The organism is Streptomyces sp. Tu 2975 (genome assembly GCF_009832925.1).
Classification (GTDB): Bacteria; Actinomycetota; Actinomycetes; order Streptomycetales; family Streptomycetaceae; genus Streptomyces.
This window is the reverse complement of the sequence record NZ_CP047140.1, coordinates 1,942,371-1,962,446: the sequence shown is the minus strand read 5'-3', so window position 1 is coordinate 1,962,446 and position 20,076 is coordinate 1,942,371. Positions and strand designations below refer to the sequence as shown.

10 protein-coding genes and 2 pseudogenes are annotated in these 20,076 nt (G+C 73.1%); 10 read left to right on the top strand and 2 right to left on the bottom strand.

The genetic code is table 11. The annotated features are described in order from the left end of the window. Positions 1 to 4 precede the first annotated feature (4 nt). From GLX30_RS08595 to GLX30_RS34290, 8 genes and pseudogenes are all read left to right on the top strand, one after another. Positions 5 to 2,380, top strand: coding sequence for a VWA domain-containing protein (locus GLX30_RS08595; RefSeq protein ID WP_244258072.1), 2,376 nt, complete (start codon positions 5 to 7; stop codon positions 2,378 to 2,380). Positions 2,381 to 2,432: 52 nt separating this feature from the next. Further along, positions 2,433 to 5,867, top strand: a complete 3,435-nt coding sequence (locus GLX30_RS08590) for a tubulin-like doman-containing protein (RefSeq protein ID WP_159685544.1) — start codon at positions 2,433 to 2,435, stop codon at positions 5,865 to 5,867. Between the two features lie 2 nt (positions 5,868 to 5,869). Beyond that, the gene (locus GLX30_RS08585; protein WP_159685542.1) at positions 5,870 to 8,590 is read left to right on the top strand and encodes a hypothetical protein; all 2,721 of its coding nucleotides are present in this window, start codon (positions 5,870 to 5,872) and stop codon (positions 8,588 to 8,590) included. After that, positions 8,587 to 10,719, top strand: a complete 2,133-nt coding sequence (locus tag GLX30_RS08580) for a hypothetical protein (protein ID WP_244258071.1) — start codon at positions 8,587 to 8,589, stop codon at positions 10,717 to 10,719. Before GLX30_RS08585 ends, GLX30_RS08580 begins: the two co-directional genes overlap by 4 nt. Further along, positions 10,716 to 13,007: a hypothetical protein gene (locus GLX30_RS08575; protein ID WP_159685540.1), complete on the top strand. Its 2,292-nt coding sequence runs from the start codon at positions 10,716 to 10,718 to the stop codon at positions 13,005 to 13,007. The genes GLX30_RS08580 and GLX30_RS08575 overlap by 4 nt, the downstream gene beginning before the upstream one ends. A 99-nt stretch (positions 13,008 to 13,106) precedes the next feature. Beyond that, positions 13,107 to 14,335 (top strand): annotated as a pseudogene (locus tag GLX30_RS08570) (arginine deiminase). Between the two features lie 61 nt (positions 14,336 to 14,396). Further along, a complete protein-coding gene (argF, locus tag GLX30_RS08565) occupies positions 14,397 to 15,428 on the top strand; it encodes an ornithine carbamoyltransferase (RefSeq protein WP_159685537.1) in 1,032 nt (343 codons plus the stop codon). A gap of 170 nt (positions 15,429 to 15,598) precedes the next feature. Further along, on the top strand, positions 15,599 to 15,772 hold the full coding sequence (locus tag GLX30_RS34290; RefSeq protein ID WP_167306770.1) for a hypothetical protein: 174 nt from the start codon (positions 15,599 to 15,601) through the stop codon (positions 15,770 to 15,772). Positions 15,773 to 15,806: 34 nt separating this feature from the next. Here the strand turns inward: GLX30_RS34290 and GLX30_RS08555 are convergent. Beyond that, positions 15,807 to 16,215 (bottom strand): annotated as a pseudogene (locus GLX30_RS08555) (ATP-binding protein); the annotation flags it as partial. 229 nt (positions 16,216 to 16,444) lie between these two features. Between GLX30_RS08555 and GLX30_RS08550 the strand changes: the two are divergent. Both GLX30_RS08550 and GLX30_RS08545 read left to right on the top strand, forming a co-directional pair. Then, positions 16,445 to 17,272 (top strand): enoyl-CoA hydratase family protein, encoded by an 828-nt coding sequence (locus tag GLX30_RS08550; RefSeq protein ID WP_159685532.1) that lies wholly within the window; start codon positions 16,445 to 16,447, stop codon positions 17,270 to 17,272. Positions 17,273 to 17,393: 121 nt separating this feature from the next. After that, on the top strand, positions 17,394 to 19,655 hold the full coding sequence (locus GLX30_RS08545) for a bifunctional salicylyl-CoA 5-hydroxylase/oxidoreductase (RefSeq protein ID WP_159694933.1): 2,262 nt from the start codon (positions 17,394 to 17,396) through the stop codon (positions 19,653 to 19,655). Here the strand turns inward: GLX30_RS08545 and GLX30_RS08540 are convergent. Next, on the bottom strand, positions 19,642 to 20,049 hold the full coding sequence (locus tag GLX30_RS08540) for a hypothetical protein (RefSeq protein ID WP_244258432.1): 408 nt from the start codon (positions 20,047 to 20,049) through the stop codon (positions 19,642 to 19,644). The two genes, GLX30_RS08545 and GLX30_RS08540, sit on opposite strands and share 14 nt — an antisense overlap. Positions 20,050 to 20,076 lie beyond the last annotated feature (27 nt).

Below are 20,076 nucleotides of genomic sequence, written 5' to 3'. Positions count from 1 at the left end.
GCAAATGTTCCGCAAGACGGGTGTGCCGGTGCTGGTCTGCGCACTCCTGATACTTCCGGCCGCGGCGCCGGGACAGGCCGCCGGTTCCTCGGGCAGGGCGGCCGCGCCGGCGTCCGACGGGCCCGACCCGATCGACTTCGCGGTCGTCGTGGACCAGTCGGAGAGCCTGTCCGAGGAGGACCTGGCACGTGAGGTGGAGGCCGCCTCGCTGATCACCCAGGGCGAGATCTCCGGGCGCTCCCGCGCGGCCGTCATCGGCTTCGGCAGCTCGGAGAAACCGGGCCAGTCACCGGTCAGCGAAGTGTGTGCCCTGACCACGGCCGACACCGCGGGACGGCAGCGGCTGAGCGACTGCGTCCAGCAACTGGCCCACCGCGACGACCACAAGACCGGACCGGGCACCGACTTCCCCGCGGCCGTGCGGCAGGCCGTCGACCGGCTGGCGGAGAAGGGTGACAAGGAGATCCCCAAGGTCGTCTTCCTGCTCACCGACGGCCGCCTCGACGTGTCCGACAGCCCCGAGTACGGCGCCGACCAGGCGAGCCGCCAGGCCAACGGCGCGAAGCGCCTCACCGAGGAACTGGCCAGGGCACGGCGGGAGTCCGTGCAGATCTGGCCGCTCGGCTTCGGCGACAGCATCGACCGGGCCGCGCTGACCAGGATGGCCGAGGGCGGATTCCGAGGCGGCTGCGCCGACCTGCCCGACGCCGCCCCGAAGATGCGCGTGGTCGACAGCTCGGCGCAGATCGACAAGGCACTCCAGGAGACCTTCGCCGCGGCCCGCTGCGCCCGCGTGGCGCACGGCACGGTCGGCAAACCGCCCGCCGACCTGTCCGTCACCATCCCGCCCATCGCCACCGACGGCTCCCTCACGGTCAGCAAGCACGACCCCAAGGTCACCGTCACCTACTACGACCCCAAGGGCCGGCGGGTGCCGACCCAGGGCGAGTTCGACGGTTCCGCCTTCGAGACCAGCGGACAGGACGGGCCGGTCGAGGCGCTGCGGGTGAAGAACCCGCTGCCGGGCAAGTGGCGCGTCCATATCGAGGCGCCGGAGGGACACCGCGACCGCGAGGTCGCCGTGCGCGCCATCTGGCAGGGCCGGCTCCGTTCCGCGGTCACGCTCAGCCCGGCCTCGCCCCGCCCGGGGGAGGAGGCCGTCGTCGAGGTCCGCATGCAGACCCGACGCGGTGTGGTGATCACCGACCCCGAGCAGCTCAAGGGCATCCGGGTCTCGGCCCGGATGACCGGCGCGGGGTTCGACCCGGTCGTCGTACCGCTGGCGGACGGCGGCAGGAAGCCCGACGAGCGGGCCGAGGACGCCCGCTACGCCGGACGGTTCACCGTCCCGGCCACCGCCTCCGGGGAGCTGCGGCTCACCACCGAGATGACCGCACCCGGCATCACCAGCGACCGCCGGCCCCTGCACGCCCGCATTTCGCAGGGCACCCCGGTGCTCACGGCCGGCCTGAGCGTCGACCGCGGCGACGTCCACCCCAGGCAGACGGTCAGCGGCACGCTCGACGTCACCAACAACGACTCGGGACCGCACACCCTGCGGCTCTCCCTCGCCGACCAGCCGCCCGGATCGGCGCTGCGCATCACCCCCGCGACGGTGAACGCCGCACCCGGCGGCAGCTCCACCCCGTTCACCGTCACGCTCGGCCCGGGCGTCCCCCTGGGCGAGCTGTCCGGACGGATCACGGTGACCGACCTCGGCGACGGAGGCCGGGTCGTGGATAACGTCTTCCTCGGGGTGCGCGTCACCGCCGAACCCACCCTGTGGGACAGGTGGTGGTGGGCCTTCACCGGCTCCGCGCTCCTGCTGTGCGCCCTCGCCGCCGTGGTCGCCGTGCGGTTGCGGGCGGGGGCCAGGCGGCGGGACCTCTCCGGTGTACGGCTCGAACTGCGGGTGGAGGGGCAGCGCCCCGACACGCTGACCATCAGGGCCGGCCAGAGCACCGGCGGGGAGTTCCTGTTCGGTGTCGGCCGCGCCGGCGACGGGGCACCCGCGCTGCGGCGCGGCGGAGGTTCCCAGGCGTACCGCCTGCGGCGCACGGCGGCCGGGCAACTGCTGCTCAAGCCGCCCGGCGGACCGGAGCGGGCCATCGGGCAGGGCCAGCCGGCGGGCCTGGCCGACGGGTTCGAACTCGTCGTCGGTGACGCCCGTACCGCCTCTCGACCGGGCAGGCCCGGCCGGGACGGACAGGCCCGGGGCCAGGGCGGCGGCCCCTTCGGCCGCCGACGCGTGCCGGGACCGCGCGGCCCGCGTCCCCAGGGCTCCACCGATCGCACCGGCCCCCGCGGCGGACGGACCCGGGGCGACGCCTCGGCCGCCCCGCCGCGACGCGGCACAACCCCTCCCGACCCCCACTTCTGACCCACCTCTCGGCCACGAGCGCCCGTCCACGGCGGCGCAAGGGGAGACAGACATGAAGATCTACCAGCCCATGCTCTACGTCGGTCTGGGCGGCACGGGCGCCAGGATCGGCGCGGACCTGGAGCGCGGACTGCGCCGGGAGCTGTGCGGACCCGACGGCAACAAGCTGGTCACCGACGGCCGTCGGCTGCCGTTCCAGCTGCCCGACTGTCTGCAGTTCGTCTACGCGGACTTCAGCGAGTCCGAGCTGGACAGGCTCCAGCCGGCCGGCCTCAAGGCCGGGGAGAGCGCAGCCCACGCCCGTACCTCACGGATCATCCACGACCTGCTGCCCAGCGACTACGACAGCTCGCCCGAGGTGGCACGGATGCTGCGGGTCGCGCTGCACGAGGAGACCCACCACTGGCTGCCGCCCCAGGAGCGGCAGCCCCGGGTCGCACCCCTGCACACAGGGGCCGGGCAGCTGCCGACCGTCGGCAGGTCGGCGCTGTTCGCGACACTGCGCAGCGGACTCGAGCCGGTGCTGCGCCAGTTGCGGGAGGCGATCGGCGCGATCAGCAACTCGCAGGGCGACCTGCGGGAGATGGGCGGCGGGCAGATCCGCGGCTGCGACGTGTTCGTGGCGTTCTCCGTGGCCGGTGGCACCGGAGCCGGCATCTTCTACGACTTCATCCATCTGATCGGCCACGAGTTCCGCAGGTCCAAGGTCAAGGGCGTCAAGATCTATCCCCTGGTCGTCATGCCCTCCGCCTTCCCGCCGGAGGCCGGCGGCGGCCGTGAGGCGGAACTGAACTCGTCCCGCGCCCTGGTCGACCTCTCCCGCCTGGTCGACGACCAGAACGTGCCCAGTGCCCGGTCCGACTTCGGCGACGTGGAGGAGCAGGGCTCGCTCGGCGTCCGCTACCCCGGCGAAGGCCTCGTCACGCTGCGCCCCTCGACGGTGCAGACCGCGTTCCTGTTCAGCCGCACCGCCGGCATCGAGCCGGAGGACCTGCGCCGCTCCATCACCGCGATGGTGATGTCCCTCATCGGCACGGAACTCGGCGACGACAACGGCCAGGGCCGCACCGAGGGCGACTACCAGTCCTTCGCGGCGAGCTTCGTCAACAAGAGCGTGGAGCGCTCCAAGCCGTCCAGGTCGGGCATCGGCCACCGGTCCATGTCGACCAGCCTGGCCGCCTCGCTGACCGTGCCGGTCGACGACCTGGCCGAGATAGTGGCGGGACGGCTGCTGGCGCAGGCCGTGCGGGCGATGGACGAGGAGTCGCGCAAGCCGGCCGACGACGGCACCGAGCGGGTCCGCGACCTGTTCGACCGCTCCGCCATCGGCCGGCTGTGGACCCGGGAGGCGCCGGAGGTGGTGCCGCCCGACCCGCTGCCCAAGGGCACCAAGGCCATCATGCAGGCCCTGCGGAACCGGCTCGGCGACATGGACGACGCACTCAACAGACTCCAGCGCGAACTGGACGCCGAGATCCCACGGCTGGTCGAGGAGTTCAGGCCGGGCCCGGGCTGCCGCGAACTGCTGGGCGCGATCGACCCGTTCAAGCTGGAGAGGCTGCTCGCCGGACTGCCCGGCCATCCGCAGCGGGTCGCGGAGGCCGGGTTCGTCGGCATGCTCGACAACCGCAGGAACGACCCGGAACGCGGCGAGGGCGTGGACGTCCACCCGCCGCAGATCCCGCTGATCAAGCGGGCCGTCGGCGGGCTCGTACCCGCCCGCTGGGGCGACCCCGATGTGCAGAACGCCCTCGACGAGCAGGACGCCTGGTACCGGTGGCGGGCCCGGCAGAAGTGGCACCGCGGCTGGAAGGACCAGGAGTCGCGATGGCGGCCCCCACTGCTGCGCACCACCAAGGAGATCGGCGAGCTCGTCAAGGCGCTGCGCGGGCACGAGGAGGACGAGCGCAAGTTCTTCGCGGAGCGGCGCAAGGAGCTCTACCGCAAGGACCGCAAGGGCGTGCTGTACCTGCTCCCCCCGCAGAACACCCTCGCCGCCTTCTACGACGACGTGATCCGCCGGCTCTACCAGCACGAGAACCTGCCGGAGAACCCGGGCGCCGCCCGCCTGGTGGCCAAACTGATCCGGCCGGACGACTGGATGCGTGCCCTGGAGTCCGTGCGTCGTTCACCGCAGGCCGGCGTCAAGGAGATCAAGCAGGTCATCGAGCGGCGGGTCAAGGGACTGTTCGTGGAGTCGAGCGTGCTCGGCGACCGTCCGCTGCTGCCGTCGCTGGGGGTGCTGCTGCAGGCCGCGGCCGGCGACGAGGACGCCGCCGCGAAGGTGGACACCCGGTGGCTGGAGCAGTTCCGCTCCCAGCTCGTCGGACTGCTGCCGGTCGGCTTCGAGCCGGACGGCAGCGGCCCGCTCAAGGTGCTCATCGTGCACCCGCAGAGCGAGGCCGGCTCCGGGGCCGCGGCCTTCCTCAGGCGTGAACTGCGCCTGCCGTACGGGACGGTCCCCGAATTCAGAGCCGTGGACACGGAGTCGATCACGGTGGTGCTGTTCCGCAGCGGCATGAGCCTCACCGACGTCTCGGAGGTTCGGCACGTGCTGCGGCTGTGGTCGGAGGCCCGGGACGCCGCCGGCGTCGACGACTTCCTGCACTGGCGCCAGCGCCTCGGCTACCGCGACGACTGGCTCGCCAGCACCGAGGAGGACCGGCGCCGCATCCTGCACCGCATCCTGTGCGCTGTCTGGAACGACCTCGTCGAGGTCAAGGGGTCACCCGATTCGCCCGAGCAGATCCGTATCCGCCTCCAGGAGGGCGGCGCGGCCACCATGACGCTGCGCCTCGAGGCCTTCGACAACAGCGTCTCCAGCTGGGCGGGACTGCTGCGGGCCTACGAGCAGTGGGCGCTGCTCGACGAGGGCCGGATCGTCGAGGAGGTGTGCGAGCGGTTGATGAGCGCACAGCCGGTCGGTCTCGCCACCACACCGGAAGCCCCCTCGCCGCTGTTCCGCCGGCTGGTGCACGAGGTGGCGCCCCGCCAGCTCGCCCTGATCAAGGAGCTGAGCGGGCAGTTCGGCGCCGAGGACGAGGAATGGCTCGTCCCACTGCGCGACTTCTGGGAACAGACCTTCCCCGGCGCGCTCGACATGCGTTTCCCCGGCGCCACCCGCCCCACCCGGCCCAACCTGCGCGCGCTCGACCAGCGCGTCGCGCAGAGCGAAGCCGCACGCCGCCAGGAGGGTGCGCCGGTCCCGGATCCGCGGACGGAGTCGCGACCCGATCCGCGCTCGGAACCCCGCCGCGAACGGACGTACGCGGACGGACAGGACGACGGCCACGGACGGGGCGACGTGGGCCACGGCCGACGGGACCCGGGCCACGACCGCGACGCGCACCCCAACGACCACGAACCGGCAGCCGGCCCCCGCCGGGACGAGGACGCCGCCCGCACCAGGCCGCCGGGCCCCACCGACCCCTGGGACGAGGGCGACTGGGGCCGCCACGGCCACGACCAGGACGGCGACCGATGGTGACCATGGAACAGAACCGCCGGGCCCATGCCGTCGTCGTGGACCTGCGGCGCGGGGGGTCGGTGACCGCGGCGCTGAAGGAGACGGAACACGACCGCACGCGGCGGTTCCTCGTCATCGACGACGCGGCGGACCTCGTGGACCACCAGCGCCTCTACGAACAGCTCTACTCCTACGGACCGGCACGGCTGCTCTGCCTCGCGACCGGTGCCCCCGGGCAGCGGCAGATCCACCGGCCGCTGCCGCTCGGCCCACCGGAGGCCGGTGTGCTGTGGCTGCCCGACACGCTCGTGGGCGCCGCGCCGGGGACCGACAGGTTCGACGCGTCGCTGCGGCCGCTGCTGGAACTCCTCACGGAACCGGCCGTGTTCGACTGCGTCCTCGGTCAGCTGGCGGACGTGCCGCACGGCGTCGCCGTGCCCGCCGTGCACGTACTGGAGCACGACCTGACGGAGGAGGCGCGGTCACGGGCGTGGCGGCAGGCGCTGGAGCACCTCACCGGCCAGGACCTGCCCGTGTCCGTCACCCCGCCGGAGGGCGGCGCCGCGTCCGGCGGGACCCGGCAGGACGGCCTCACCCCCGAACTGTCGCTCCTCCTCGGCCGGTCGGTACCGCGCAGTCTCTCCGACCGGCCGTGGCTGACGCCCGGCGGAAGGACCGACACCCGGCACGAGGAGTGCGTGGACGCCCTGCACGACACCAGGGACGCCTACGAGGCGATCCGGGGCGGGGCAGGTCTGTTCGGCAGGGCCGGCAAGGAGGCCGACCTCCCCGCACGGTTCGAGGTCCTCGCCGACGCGCTGGCCGCGTACCGCACAGAGGTCGCGGGTGCGCTCGGCGACGGTGGCGGCGACCGGGTCCGCCCGGAGCAGCGCGCCCGTCTGCTCGAGCGCGGCATCGAACTGACGGAGGTGCCGGAGGTGACGCGCGCGAGCGTGGGACCGGCGCTGCGCGACCACACGGAGCGCCTCCTCGGGCAGCGGCTGCCCCTGCGGTCCGTCGCGGCGACGCTCAACGCGCTCTCCGGCCGGTCCGCGCCGGCAGGAAGCACGGCGAGACTGCGCCGACTCGACGAGACCTGTCCGCCGGAGCGGGTCGCGGAACTCCCACTGCCGCCGCCGTTCCTGATGCGCCGCCCATGGGCGGCCGACGCGGCCCTGGCCCTGCTGATCTGCTGCGTCGCCGGGCTGTGGCCGGGAATCGGGTGGTTCAGCGGCCCGCTCTGCGCGGCGGTGGGCGCGGGTCTCGCCGTACTGATGCTGCGGCGCCGGCCCGGTCGTTCCCGCGACGGCCGCCTGGACGGGGGCGGGGACACCCGCGCCCTCACCCGCCTCGCCGCGGGCGCCGTCGGTGGGGTGACCGGCGCGTTCGCCGGCGTGGCGCTGTCCCTGCCGGCCTGGGCGGGCCCTCCGGCCCTGGCCGTCGCGCTGACCGCGCTGGTACTGCTGGCGATACGCGACTGGACGGCGGCGGTCGACGACTGGTGGGGGCAGACGGACTGGGCCTTCGCCGCGGGAGCGGTGGAGGGGGTGGACGAACTGCTGGCCGACACGGTCGTGCACGACTGGCTGCTCGCCGACGCCCGCTACCACTGCTCCGACGCGGCGCGAGCCGTCGCCGTACTGGTGGGGTCACTGGCCGACACCGTGGAGGAAAGGCTGGGCGCCGGTCCGTCCGTGGACCGGGCGCTGCCTGTGGACGAACCGGGCGGTCCCTCCGCCGGACAGACGGGCGGCTTCGACTGGGACAGCTGGGGAGACGGCGCCGACGACGACTGGCCGGGACCGACCGTCCCGGGCAACGCCTCACACACGGCCTTCCCGGACGGCCGGGCCGCTCACGGCCCCTACGGAGCAGGGGACTTCGGCCCGGACGCGGGTCAGGGCCTCGGAGACCTCGGACCGGACCTCGGACCGGACTTCGGCTCAGGCTTCGGCTCAGGTTTCGGCCGCGACGCCGCGCCGGAGGCCGGTTCCGACTTCCGCCCGGGCTCCGACGACCATGACACGGACGCCGCCCCGGACCCGGCCCCCGACCCGGCCGGCATCGGCCGCTCCGTACCGCACGTCCCCGGGACGCGGGCGCCGGCCGCCGAGGAGCAGCCGCACGCCCTGCGCAGCCTGTGGCCGTCCCGCTCCGACGGCGACGGCCCGCCCTGGCTCGAACGGGAGACCGGCGACGGCGGCCCGGAACTGGTCGAGACGCTGGTCGGCGACCTGACCCACGGCGCCGCGCTGATCCTCGCCTCCCGCTGGGCCGCCGTGGAACGTGAACCGGCGACCGCGGCCAGGGTGCCGCTGCGCCCCCTGATGGACGAACTCCTCGATGAGGAGCACCGGCGGCTGATCAGGGACGCAGCCGCCGCACCGCCCCCGTACGCCCCGGATCCGGGGAACCGGCCCGGCATCGCCGGCCTGCTCGGTGTCTCCTCCGACCGGGTGCGCCGTCTCATGGCCGACGGCGGCACGGAGCACGTCGTCCCGCTGTGCGGGGCAGAGCACCGGCGGCTGCTCTCCAAGGACCCGCACGCCGCGCGGCGGTTCCGCTTCGCGCCGGAGGCCCTGCGGCGCGGCGCCGAACCGGAGACCGGCCAGGGCGCGTGGCCGGCCGCGGCGGAGGACGTCGTGTGGACGGCGGGCGGCAGGCACGCCGGGGTGCTCACGCTGGTGCCCATGCGCCCGGACACGGTCAGGTCGGTCAGGGGAGAGGAGGGCGGAACGCGATGACCGTGCCGCACAGCACGGGGACACCGGCGGAGGACGTGGAAGAGCTCGAGTTCTACACCCATCGCCAGGACCCCGTCCGTTTCTCCGCCCGTTTCTCCGACGACGTCCGAATGCCGGAGCGGGAGCCGCTGCTGGCCCGGCAGGTGACCCTCGGCAAGGGCTGGCGGGTGATCCAGTACCGGCTGCCGCGCTCCGCGCACGGCGGCGCCGACGCCTACGGCGCGCTCGAGCGGGAGGTCAGCGCGGCGGTCGCGGTGGAGCGGCAGCACGGGGCCGAGCCCTACAGCGAGCTGTTCACCCGCCTCGTCGGGTTCCATCTCGACGCTCCGGAACCGTTCGTCCTCTACAAGGCGCACGCGGGGCGGCCCGTCGCAGAACGGCAGGGCGCGCTGACCGTGGCGGAACAGCACAAGGTGCTCAGCCAACTGGCGCTCGCGGTACGCCTGCTGGAGGACGTCCAACTGGTGCACCGTGACATCAACCCCTACACGGTCCGCTGGGACGGCACCCATGTGCGGCTCGGCGAGCTGTACCGCACCCAGCGGGTCGGCGAGCCCCGCGAGGCGTTCGGTGCGGCGCCGTGGGCCGCACCGGAGCAGCGGGACGGCGCGGGCACCGCCGATCCGCGCGACGACCTGTGGTCGGTGGCCCGGCTCATGTACTTCCTGCTGTCCGGCCGCCCGGGGGACGCGACCGCGCCTCCCGAGGACCTTGCCGACTTCCGAAGGCTCGCCGCGCTCAGCGAAAGTGGGTCGTTCGCTTCTCCGGCCGCGATGCGGGCGGCGCCGGCCGAGCTGATGCGCCTGCTGAACGTCGGCGATCCGCTCGCCGTGGTCTCCTCCGCCCCGGACCCGCTCGGCCGCGCCCGCGCCGATTTCGACGCCAGGCTCGCGGAGAAGCGCGACCGGCTCGGGCTCGAAGCCCCGGCGGACCAGGAGCAGGTGTACGTGGAACTGGTCGACCCCCCGCCCCGCCGCTCGCTCCGGCGGCTGCTGGGTGCCGGCCGCCCGCCCGCGCCCAGGCCGGCGGCCGAGCCCCGGCAGGACGGCCCCGCGGACGTGCCCCTGCCCACCAGGCCCCCGCTGTGCCCGCACTGTCTGCTGCCGGTGCACTACGACGAGACGCAGCTGTTCACGCTCGACAGCAAGAAGGAGCCGAGAAAGCTCGACCTCAGCGCGGAGTACCGTCCGATGCACCGTCAGGACGCCCTGCGCCAGGCCTTCCAGATGTGTCCGCACGCGGACGAGGACCAGCCGCACCGGCTCCCCGTCCCCTACCTCACCAGCGGTGAGCCGCTCACGGTCGCCATGGTCGGCAGCTCCGCCGCCGGCAAGACCCATCTGCTGGCCGCCATGCTCGGCGAGATCGAACAGGGCGGTCTCGAGCCGTACGGGCTCAAGTGCCTGCCGCTCAACCCGGAGGAGCACCGCGAGTACCTCGCGGAGACGGTCCATCCGCTGCACCGCGGGGAGGTGCTGCGGCGTACGGGGCAGGTGCGCTTCGCCGAGTTCGCGGACGGTCTGCTGGTCACCGGGCACGGGGTGACCCGGCCCGTGGTCTTCTTCGACCTGGCCGGCGAGGACCTCGCGCAGAACAGCGACGTGACCCGGTTCCTCATGGGCGTGGGCGCGTTCATCTTCGTGCTCGACCCGCTGCGGGCGCTGCGGCTGCCCCAGCTCGACCCGGTGCGTGAGCGCACCGGACTGGTCCAGCGTGACCTCGGCGACGAGGCGTTCGCCACCGTGCTCGGCCGGATCCCGCGCACCGGCCCGTACATCACCGCCCCCGCGGCCGTGGCACTGAACAAGAGCGACCTGGTCCGCTTCGACCCGTCGGTGGACCGCTGGCTGGCCCGCGGGCTGCCGGCGGTGCTGGACGACGGCACCCTGCGCGCGGAGAGCCGCGACGTCCACGCCTTCGTCCGGCACCACGGCAGCCAGGCATGGCTGAAGCCGTTCGACGACTGCGCCCGCTGCACGCTGCACTTCGTGGCGGCCACCGGAGGCCAGGAGAGGGGCGAGACCTTCCCGCACGGCGTGCGGCCGCGCCGGGTCCTCGCCCCGCTGCTGTCCCTTTTCGCGATGTGCGGGCTTCTGCCCGGGGCCGATTTGAGGGAGACAGGGGTATGACGTCACGTCACACCGGGACCGTGGACCAGATCGTCTTCCGCTGGGACGCCGCCAATCCGATGGGCAACACGGGCTTCGGCCCGGTCGCCTGGTCCGGCGAACGCAGCGAGGTCGTACGGCTGTTCCGGCCCGTCACCCACCTGCTGCGGTCGGCGGGCCCCGACACGTCCCCCGCGCTGGTGCGCCTGGTGAGCGAGGACTCGGCGACGGCGCTGCTGGTGCACAGGACGTCCGGGCGCGGCCTCGGAGGCCGCCAGGACACCTTGTGCCACGCCCTGTACGGGGCCGAGCGGAGCCTCGGCCCCGAGACCTGTCTCGGGCTGCGCACCTGGGACTGGGAGGGCAGCGGCATCGAACTCGGCGAGGTCCGCGGCGCGCTGGACCCGGTGCCGCTCGGCGCCCTCGAACGGTCGGCCCTCGAGGGCGGGAGGCGGTTGGCCGGCGGGCTCCGCCGGACGGAGGCCGAACTGACGGCGGTCGCGGCGGAGGTGCTGCGCGACCCGGCCGCGCTGCACACCGTGCTCGACCGCGCGGGCGACGACGGGCCGTGCCTGCTGCTGTGGGCCTTGTACGGGATCTTCGGCAAGGTCCTGCCGCAGCCGTGGACGTTCGCGACGCACGACACCGCGGAGAGCCGCCGGATCAGGTTCATGTTCGTAAGCCGCTGGTCCAGTTCGCCCGACCAGGACGGGCCGAGGGTGCGCACGGACCCGCTCCAGGCGCCGGACGGACGGCCGCGGGACGTGGCGGAGCGCCTGGTACGCGCCTATCTGTACGCGGTCGAACGCGGCGACGCGCACGAGTTCGAGCTCGCCGACGCGCTGTCGACGGCGCTGCCCCGCGGCGTCACCGTGGGGGACAGCCACGCCCTGCTGGCCGCTTCGGAGGACGCCCTGGCCGTGCTCGAGCGCCGCGCCGGACCCGACCGGTCCGGGCCACGCGCGGGGCGCGACCGGTCCGATCCCCGCCCGTATCGTCCGGAGCCGTCCGCGGCCGACCCGTACCGCGCGGAGCCGTCCGCGCCGGCGGAGTACCGCACGGGGGATGCATCGGCGTCCGGTTCGTACCGTGCGGAGCCGTCCTGGCCGGCGGAGTACCGTACGGAGCCGTCCGCGTCCGCCTCGTCCGCGATGCCGTTCGCCACGTCGCCCGCTCATGACCCGCGACCGCCGGTGGCGCCGGCTCCCGGGCCGTCGGGGCGGCTTCCCGTCGTACGTCCCACCTGGCCGGAGCCGGACGGGGAGCGGCGCCGGCGGCCGGTCCTCGGCCGCCGCTCCGCCCCCAGGGAGACCGGCTCACTGCCGGCGCGGCTGCTCAACTGCCGCGACGAGCGGGAACTCGCCGACACGATCAGGGAGTCGGGCAACGGCGACCTGCTGACGGTACTGGAGGGCGACCCCTCCTACGACGTGCTGACCCTGGTCGTGCGCCGCATCGCGGAGAGCTGGCCGGACTGGACTGCGGGGGAGCGCAAGCGCATGTGCGACGCGGTCCTCGGCCGGCGGCTCTATCTCGCTCCCGGCGCCTCGGCGGCCCGGGGCGGCCCGGACCATGCGGTCCGCGCCGCGAACGCGGCATCGCTGTACCGATGGGCCGTGCGTCCGTTCGCCGCCGAAGCCGATGTCGGACACCGTCTGGAGAGACTGCTGCCCGAACTGTGCGGCGGTGTCGACCCGATCGGGCGCGGGGCGGCCGAGCAGATCCTCACAGGCCGCACCGATCCCGGGATCACGCTGCCGGTCTGGCAGACGCTGGTGCGCCGGTGGATGACATCTCCCGGGTTGTCGCCGTCGCACGTCACGCACGAGCCGCCGGAGCCCCCCGCTCGGGCGCCGGAGCGCCTCGAGCAGCGGCCTCTCGCCCCGGAGCGGCCTCCCGGTCCCCCGGAGTACCGGGAGCACCCCGAGTGGCCGGGCGGGCACGCCCGCCGCACACCCGAGCCGCCCCGCGATCCCGTGCCGCCCCGCCGCCCCGAGCACGCCCGCCGCACAGCGGAGCCGCCCCGTCCCGAGCAGGACCGCCGCACAGCGGCGCCGGACCGTCCCGAGACCGGCCGGTACCCCCTCCGCGACCCGGAGCCTCGGGGCGGTGCCACCGCCCAGCCGCAGACCCGGACCGTTTACCCGCCCGGCGAACCGGTGCGGCCCGGGACCGACGACCGCGGGTCGTCCCGCAACGGGCACCGCTCGTCCATGACGGCCGGGAACGGGCGTGGATTCGTCCTCGCCCTCGGCGGTTTCGGCGCGGTGCTGGTGGTCCTCATCGTGGTCCTCGCCGTGACGTCCTGAGAGCCCGCCGCGGCGGGAGAGCGGCCGAAGAGCGACGGACGAGCGGCGAAGATCCCCGTACGGCGTGTGTCCGGCGGCCCGCACGGCCAGGATGGGGGCATGGGATTCCATGTCGACTCCGAGGCCGGGCGGCTCCGCCGGGTCGTGCTGCACCGGCCCGATCTGGAGCTGAAGCGGCTCACGCCGAGCAACAAGGACGCACTGCTCTTCGACGACGTGCTCTGGGTGCGCCGCGCCCGGCAGGAGCACGACGGGTTCGCGGACGTGCTGCGCGACCGGGGGGTGGAGGTCCATCTCTTCGGTGATCTGCTGCGCGAGTCGCTGGAGCTCTCCGAGGCCAGGAAGCTCGTGCTGGACCGGGTCTTCGACGAGAAGGAGTACGGCCCGCTCGCCACCGACCACCTGCGGGCGGCCTTCGACGAACTGCCCACCGCGGCACTGGTGGAGGCCCTGGTCGGCGGGATGACCAAACGGGAGTTCCTCGCGGGCCATTCGGAGCCGACGTCGGTACGTTTCCATGTGATGGATCTGGACGACTTCCTGCTCCATCCGCTACCGAACCACCTGTTCACCCGTGACACCTCGGCCTGGATCTACGACGGGGTCGCCATCAACGCGATGCGCTGGCCGGCCCGCCGGCGGGAGACGGTGCACTTCGAGGCGATCTACAAGCACCATCCGCTTTTCGTCGGGCCCGAGGCGGGCCCGTTCCACCACTGGTCGGAGGGCAGGACGACTACCCGTCCACCATCGAGGGCGGCGACGTCCTGGTGCTCGGCAACGGCGCGGTGCTGATCGGGATGAGCGAGCGCACGACACCGCAGGCCGTGGAGATGCTGGCCCGCGGACTGTTCGCGGCCGGTTCCGCCCGCACCATCGTCGCCCTCGACATGCCGAAGCGGCGGGCCTTCATGCACCTGGACACGGTCATGACGATGGTCGACGGCGACACCTTCACCAAGTACGCGGGCCTCGGCATGCTCCGCTCGTACACCATCGAACCGGCCGAGGGCGGGGGGCTCAGGGTCAGCGACCATCCGCCGGAGCGGATGCACGACGCGATAGCGGCCGCGATCGGCCTGAAGGACGTCCGGGTGCTCACCGCCACGCAGGACGTGCACGCGGCCGAGCGTGAGCAGTGGGACGACGGCTGCAACGTCCTGGCCGTGGAACCGGGCGTCGTCGTGGCCTACGAGCGCAATGTCACCACCAACACCCATCTGCGCAAGCAGGGCATCGAGGTCATCGAGATCCCCGGCAGCGAACTGGGCAGGGGCCGTGGCGGTCCACGGTGCATGAGCTGCCCCGTCGAGCGGGATGCTGTATAGCAATGCAGGGGATCGTATAGAGTTCCACTGTCACCGCATCCGCCACGCAGGAGCAGCCACCATGGCGATACATCTCGAAGGCCGCCACTTCCTCAAGGAGCTCGATTTCACCGCCGAGGAGTTCCGCGGTCTGATCGACCTGGCCGCCGAGCTCAAGGCGGCCAAGCGCGCGGGCACCGAGGTGCAGCGGCTGCGCGGCCGCAACATCGTGCTGATCTTCGAGAAGTCGTCGACCCGCACCCGCTGCTCCTTCGAGGTGGCGGCCGCCGACCAGGGCGCCTCGACGACCTACCTGGACCCGTCGGGCTCCCACATCGGCAGCAAGGAGTCCGCCAAGGACACCGCCCGGGTGCTCGGCCGGATGTTCGACGCCATCGAGTTCCGCGGCGACGGTCAGCACGTCGTGGAGGAGCTCGCCGCCCACGCGGGCGTGCCCGTCTACAACGGACTCACCGACGACTGGCACCCCACCCAGATGCTTGCCGACGTCCTCACCATGAAGGAGCACAGCGACAAGCCTCTGGAGGCGCTCTCCTTCGCCTACCTCGGCGACGCCCGCTTCAACATGGGCAACTCCTACCTGGTCACCGGCGCCCTGCTGGGCATGGACGTCCGGATCGTCGCGCCGAAGGCGTACTGGCCCGCCGAGGAGGTCGTCGCGCAGGCGCGCCGGGCCGCGGCCGTGAGCGGCGCCAGGATCACGCTCACCGAGGACGTCGCGGAGGGCGTGCGGGGCGCCGACTTCGTCGCCACCGACGTCTGGGTGTCGATGGGAGAGCCCAAGGAGGTCTGGGACGAGCGGATCAAGGCGCTGGCTCCCTACGCCGTGACCATGGACGTGCTGCGCGCCACCGGCAATCCGGAGGTGAAGTTCCTCCACTGCCTGCCCGCCTTCCACGACCTGGGCACGCAGGTCGCCCGGGAGATCCACGAGCGGCACGGACTGGCGGAGCTGGAGGTCAGCGACGAGGTCTTCGAGTCGGAGCACTCGGTGGTATTCGACGAGGCGGAGAACCGTATGCACACCATCAAGGCCGTCATGGTGGCCACGTTGACGGGTGTCACGGCGGGCGGGAGTACGGCATCCGTATAGCCATGTGCCGAATTGGGTGATCATGCACACTGCGGGCTGGTATGTCCGCCATCAGTGGGGTCCGGGCTCGCACGCCCGGACCCCACTCGTGCGTCTCCGCACGACCGAACCACTCGAACCACCGAACGACCACCGCCTTCTCCTTCGCGGAGCCGGGCAGCGCGATACCGGTGTCTGGCAGTTCCTACTCGTTCGCCTACGCCACCCTCGGCGAGCGCACCGCCTTCGCGGTGTTCCTGCTGGCCGGAGCCGTCGTCCACACGCTCTACGGCCGCCGGAACTCCCGTCTCGCGGCCGGCCCGCCGCAGGCCGGGACCGAAACGACGCCGCTCGTCGACGCGTAGCGCCCCGATCCAGGCCGGGATCAGGCCGGTCCTGGAGGGTGAACCAGACCGCCTTGCCGCGTGCCGTGGGCCGATGACCGCACGCGGTGCTCAGCGCCCGGATCAGGAGCAGGCCGCGGCCGTGCTCCTGCCAGGGTCGGGCTGCGGCAGCGGGGCGGACGGGGACAGTCCGTGGGGCGGCGTGGGGTCATGGTCGTGGACCTCGACCTGGCAGCCCGTCGGCAGCAGTTCCACCACGAGCTCTATGGGTGATCCGCCGGGGGTGTGCTCCACGGCGTTCGCGACCAGCTCGGCCGTGAGCAGTTCGGCGGTGTCGCGGTCCGGGGGCGCGGGTGGTCGCCGCCCGCCAGCGCCGCGCGCACCAGCGCGCGGGCGATGGGCACGGCCGCCGTGGTGTGCGGCAGCGGGACGCGCCATGAGGCGGAGTCGGTGGCTGGGGACAAGGCGGGCTTTCCGTTCGGTGGCAGTTGCTGAGCACGACCCTACGAAGTACGGGACGCCGGAACGGGGCCGCGTACCCGGCGGGGCCGGCACCTGTGCCACAACCGGTACGGGACGTTCGCGGAGTCGCAACACTCGTATCGCGCACTCATGACGGAAGTCACGAATGAGTGATAGCTTCGAGTCAGAGGCAACGCAGCAGACCGCCCGTGCCGAGGGAGGCCCCACTCCATGAGCCCCTTTACCGGTTCCGTGCCACGTACGCAGGAGTGGCGTCATCTGCGGCTGACGAGGAAGGACGGCGTCGCGACCGTCACCCTCGCCCGCCCGGAGAAACTCAACGCCCTCACCTTCGGCGCCTACGCCGACCTGCGTGACCTGCTCGCCGAACTGTCACGGGAGCGTTCGGTGCGTGCCCTCGTGCTCGGCGGTGAAGGACGCGGATTCTGCTCCGGCGGTGACGTCGACGAGATCATCGGCGCGACCCTGTCCATGGACACCGCCCAGCTCCTCGACTTCAACCGGATGACGGGCCAGGTCGTACGGGCGGTCCGGGAGTGCCCCTTCCCCGTGATCGCCGCCGTGCACGGCGTGGCGGCGGGCGCGGGCGCGGTGCTGGCGCTGGCCGCGGACTTCCGGGTCGCGGACCCGTCCGCGCGCTTCGCCTTCCTCTTCACCAAGGTGGGGCTCTCCGGCGGTGACATGGGCGCGGCCTATCTGCTGCCCCGTGTCGTCGGCCTCGGCCACGCGACCCGTCTGCTCATGCTGGGCGAACCGGTGCGCGCGCCGGAGGCGGAACGCATCGGCCTGATCAGTGAACTGACCGACGAAGGGCAGGCGGACGCCCGGGCGGCCGAGCTCGCCCGCCACCTCGCGGACGGCCCGGCACTGGCGTACGCCCAGACGAAGGCGCTCCTGACGGCCGAGCTCGACATGCCGCTCGCGGCGTCGGTCGAGCTGGACGCGGCGACGCAGGCACTGCTGATGAACGGCGACGACTACGCCGAGTTCCACGCGGCCTTCACCGAGAAGCGGCCGCCCAAGTGGCAGGGCCGCTGACATGGCCTCCGTGACACCGCCCCCGGCCGGGCCCGCGGCCCCACCCCACGCGGCAGGCCCCGAGCGGTCCGCGGCTCCGGACACCGAGGCCCGGCCGGCGCGGAAGGCGAGGCCTCTTCGGATCGCCGTCATCGGCGGCGGACCTGGCGGGCTGTACGCGGCCGTGCTGCTCAAGCGGCTCGACCCCGCCCGCGAGATCACCGTCTGGGAACGCAACGCACCCGACGACACGTTCGGCTTCGGCGTCGTGCTGTCCGACGAGACCCTCGGTGGGATCGAGCACGCCGACCCCACCGTCCACCGCTGTCTCCAGCGCGAGTTCGTACGCTGGGACGACATCGACATCGGCCACGGCGGACAGACCCTCACCTCCGGCGGACACGGCTTCGCCGCCCTCGGACGCCGTAGGCTCCTGGAGATCCTCCACGAACGCTGCGAGTCCCTCGGCGTACGCCTGCGCTTCCGTACCCCGGCACCGCCCGCCGCCGAACTCGCCGCCGAGCACGACCTCGTCATCGCAGCGGACGGCGTCCACAGCGCCACCCGCGAGGCGCACGCCGACGTCTTCGCTCCACGCGTCACCACCCACCGCTGCCGCTACATCTGGCTCGCCGCCGACTTCGCCTTCGACTCGTTCCGGTTCGAGATCGCCGAGACCGAGCACGGCGTGATGCAACTGCACGGCTACCCCTTCGCGGCCGACGCGTCCACCGTCATCGTCGAGATGCGCGAGGAGGTCTGGCGTGCCGCCGGCTTCGACACCTGCGACGAGCAGCAGTCGACCGAACGCTGCGCCAAGGTCTTCGCCGAGGTGCTGGGCGGCCGGCCGCTGCGCGGCAACTCCTCCGCCTGGACCGCCTTCCGCACCGTCGTCAACGAGCGCTGGTCGCACGGCAACGTCGTCCTCCTCGGCGATGCCGCGCACACCGCCCACTTCTCCATCGGCTCCGGTACCAAGCTCGCCGTCGAGGACGCCCTCGCCCTCGCCGCCTGCGTCGAGGAGCAGCCCGACCTCGCCACGGCCATCGCCACCTACGAGAGCGAACGCCGGCCGGTCGTCGAGTCCACCCAGCGCGCCGCCGCCGCCAGCCTGCGCTGGTTCGAGGAACTGGCCCTCCACACCGACCAGCCGCCGCAACAGTTCGCCTTCAACCTCCTCACCCGCAGCCGCCGCGTCACCCACGACAACCTGCGGCTGCGTGACGCCGCGTTCACCGACGCCGTCGAGCGGGACTTCGGCTGCCCGCCGGGCACGCCGCCGATGTTCACCCCGTTCCGGCTGCGTGGGCTGACCCTGCGCAACCGTGTCGTGGTCTCACCGATGGACATGTACGTCGGCGAGGACGGCATGCCCGGCGACTTCCACCTCGTCCACCTCGGTGCCCGCGCCCTCGGTGGGGCGGGCCTGCTCATGACCGAGATGGTGTGCGTCAGCCCCGAAGGCCGTATCACCCCCGGCTGCACCGGCCTCTACACGACCGAGCAGGCCGCCGCCTGGCGCCGCGTCACCGACTTCGTCCACCACCACGCGCCCGGCACCGCGATCGGCGTCCAGCTCGGCCACTCCGGCCGCAAGGGCTCCACCCGGGTCATGTGGGAAGGCATCGACCAGCCGCTCGACACCGGCAACTGGCCGGTGTCCGCCGCCTCCCCCCTCCCGTACCGGCCGGGGGTCAACCAGGTACCGCACGCCCTCGACCGCACGGGACTCGCCGAGATCAGGCAGCAGTTCGCCGCGGCCGCCCGCCGCGCCGCCCGCAGCGGCTTCGACCTCCTCGAACTCCACTGCGCCCACGGCTATCTGCTCTCCGGTTTCCTCTCGCCGCTGACCAACCGGCGTCACGACGCGTACGGGGGTTCGCCCGAGAACCGGCTCCGTTTCCCGCTCGAGGTGTTCGACGCCGTGCGCGAGCAGTGGCCGGAGGACCGGCCCATGACGGTCCGGATCTCGGCCACCGACTGGGCCGACGGCGGGACCACCGCGGAGGACGCCGTCGTGGTCGCCCGCGCCTTCGCCGCCCACGGCGCCGACGCCATCGACGTCTCCACCGGCCAGGTCGTCGCCGACGAACGCCCCGAATACGGCCGTTCCTACCAGACCCCGTACGCCGACCGGATCCGCAACGAGGCACACATCCCGGTGATCGCCGTCGGCGCGATCTCCTCATGGGACGACGTCAACTCGATCCTGCTGGCCGGCCGTGCCGACCTCTGCGCCCTGGCCAGACCGCACCTCTACGACCCGAACTGGACGCTCCACGCGGCGGCCGACCAGAACTACACCGGAGCCGGGGCGCCCTGGCCGCTGCCGTACCGGGCGGGCAGCCGCAAGCCGCCCACCGGCCGCACCGACGCCCCGAAACCGAGGCTCACGCTCGGCTGAGGCACTCGTGGCACAGGCACGGATCGGGATGCGGGCCGCCGTGGTACGAAGCGCGCTGCTCGACGGCGATCCGCTCGAGCCGCGCAGCGTACGCGACGGCATCCTCCTCGGTCCGCACCGGCCACCAGGTGACCTGGGCATACCGCCGCAGCACGGCCGGCGTGTACACCAGCTTGGCGCGGAAGCCGTGCAGATGGCGGGTGGCGGTGTCGATGGTGATCCAGCGGCCGGTGTGCCGGCCGCGCCCTATGGTGGTCAGCTGCTCGTGCCCCATGCCGGGGTAGGCGGACGCGACGAACACCTTCGCCCCGCCCCGGTACGACTTGGTGCCGGGCCGCAACTCCTGCCCGAGGTCCCCGTAGCGGCGCCACAGCACGACGTTCGCGGCCACCATCCACACGGGTTCGAGCTCCTCGCCCAA

Bases quoted from the DNA above. Each gene is read 5' to 3' on its own strand.
- GLX30_RS08585 (WP_159685542.1), top strand. From the start codon at position 5,870: ATGGAACAGAACCGCCGGGCCCATGCCGTCGTCGTGGACCTGCGGCGC.
- GLX30_RS08540 (WP_244258432.1), bottom strand. From the start codon at position 20,049: ATGGTGGCCGCGAACGTCGTGCTGTGGCGCCGCTACGGGGACCTCGGG.
- GLX30_RS08580 (WP_244258071.1), top strand. From the start codon at position 8,587: ATGACCGTGCCGCACAGCACGGGGACACCGGCGGAGGACGTGGAAGAG.
- GLX30_RS08550 (WP_159685532.1), top strand. From the start codon at position 16,445: ATGAGCCCCTTTACCGGTTCCGTGCCACGTACGCAGGAGTGGCGTCAT.
- GLX30_RS08595 (WP_244258072.1), top strand. From the start codon at position 5: ATGTTCCGCAAGACGGGTGTGCCGGTGCTGGTCTGCGCACTCCTGATA.
- GLX30_RS08590 (WP_159685544.1), top strand. From the start codon at position 2,433: ATGAAGATCTACCAGCCCATGCTCTACGTCGGTCTGGGCGGCACGGGC.
- GLX30_RS08575 (WP_159685540.1), top strand. From the start codon at position 10,716: ATGACGTCACGTCACACCGGGACCGTGGACCAGATCGTCTTCCGCTGG.
- argF (WP_159685537.1), top strand. From the start codon at position 14,397: ATGGCGATACATCTCGAAGGCCGCCACTTCCTCAAGGAGCTCGATTTC.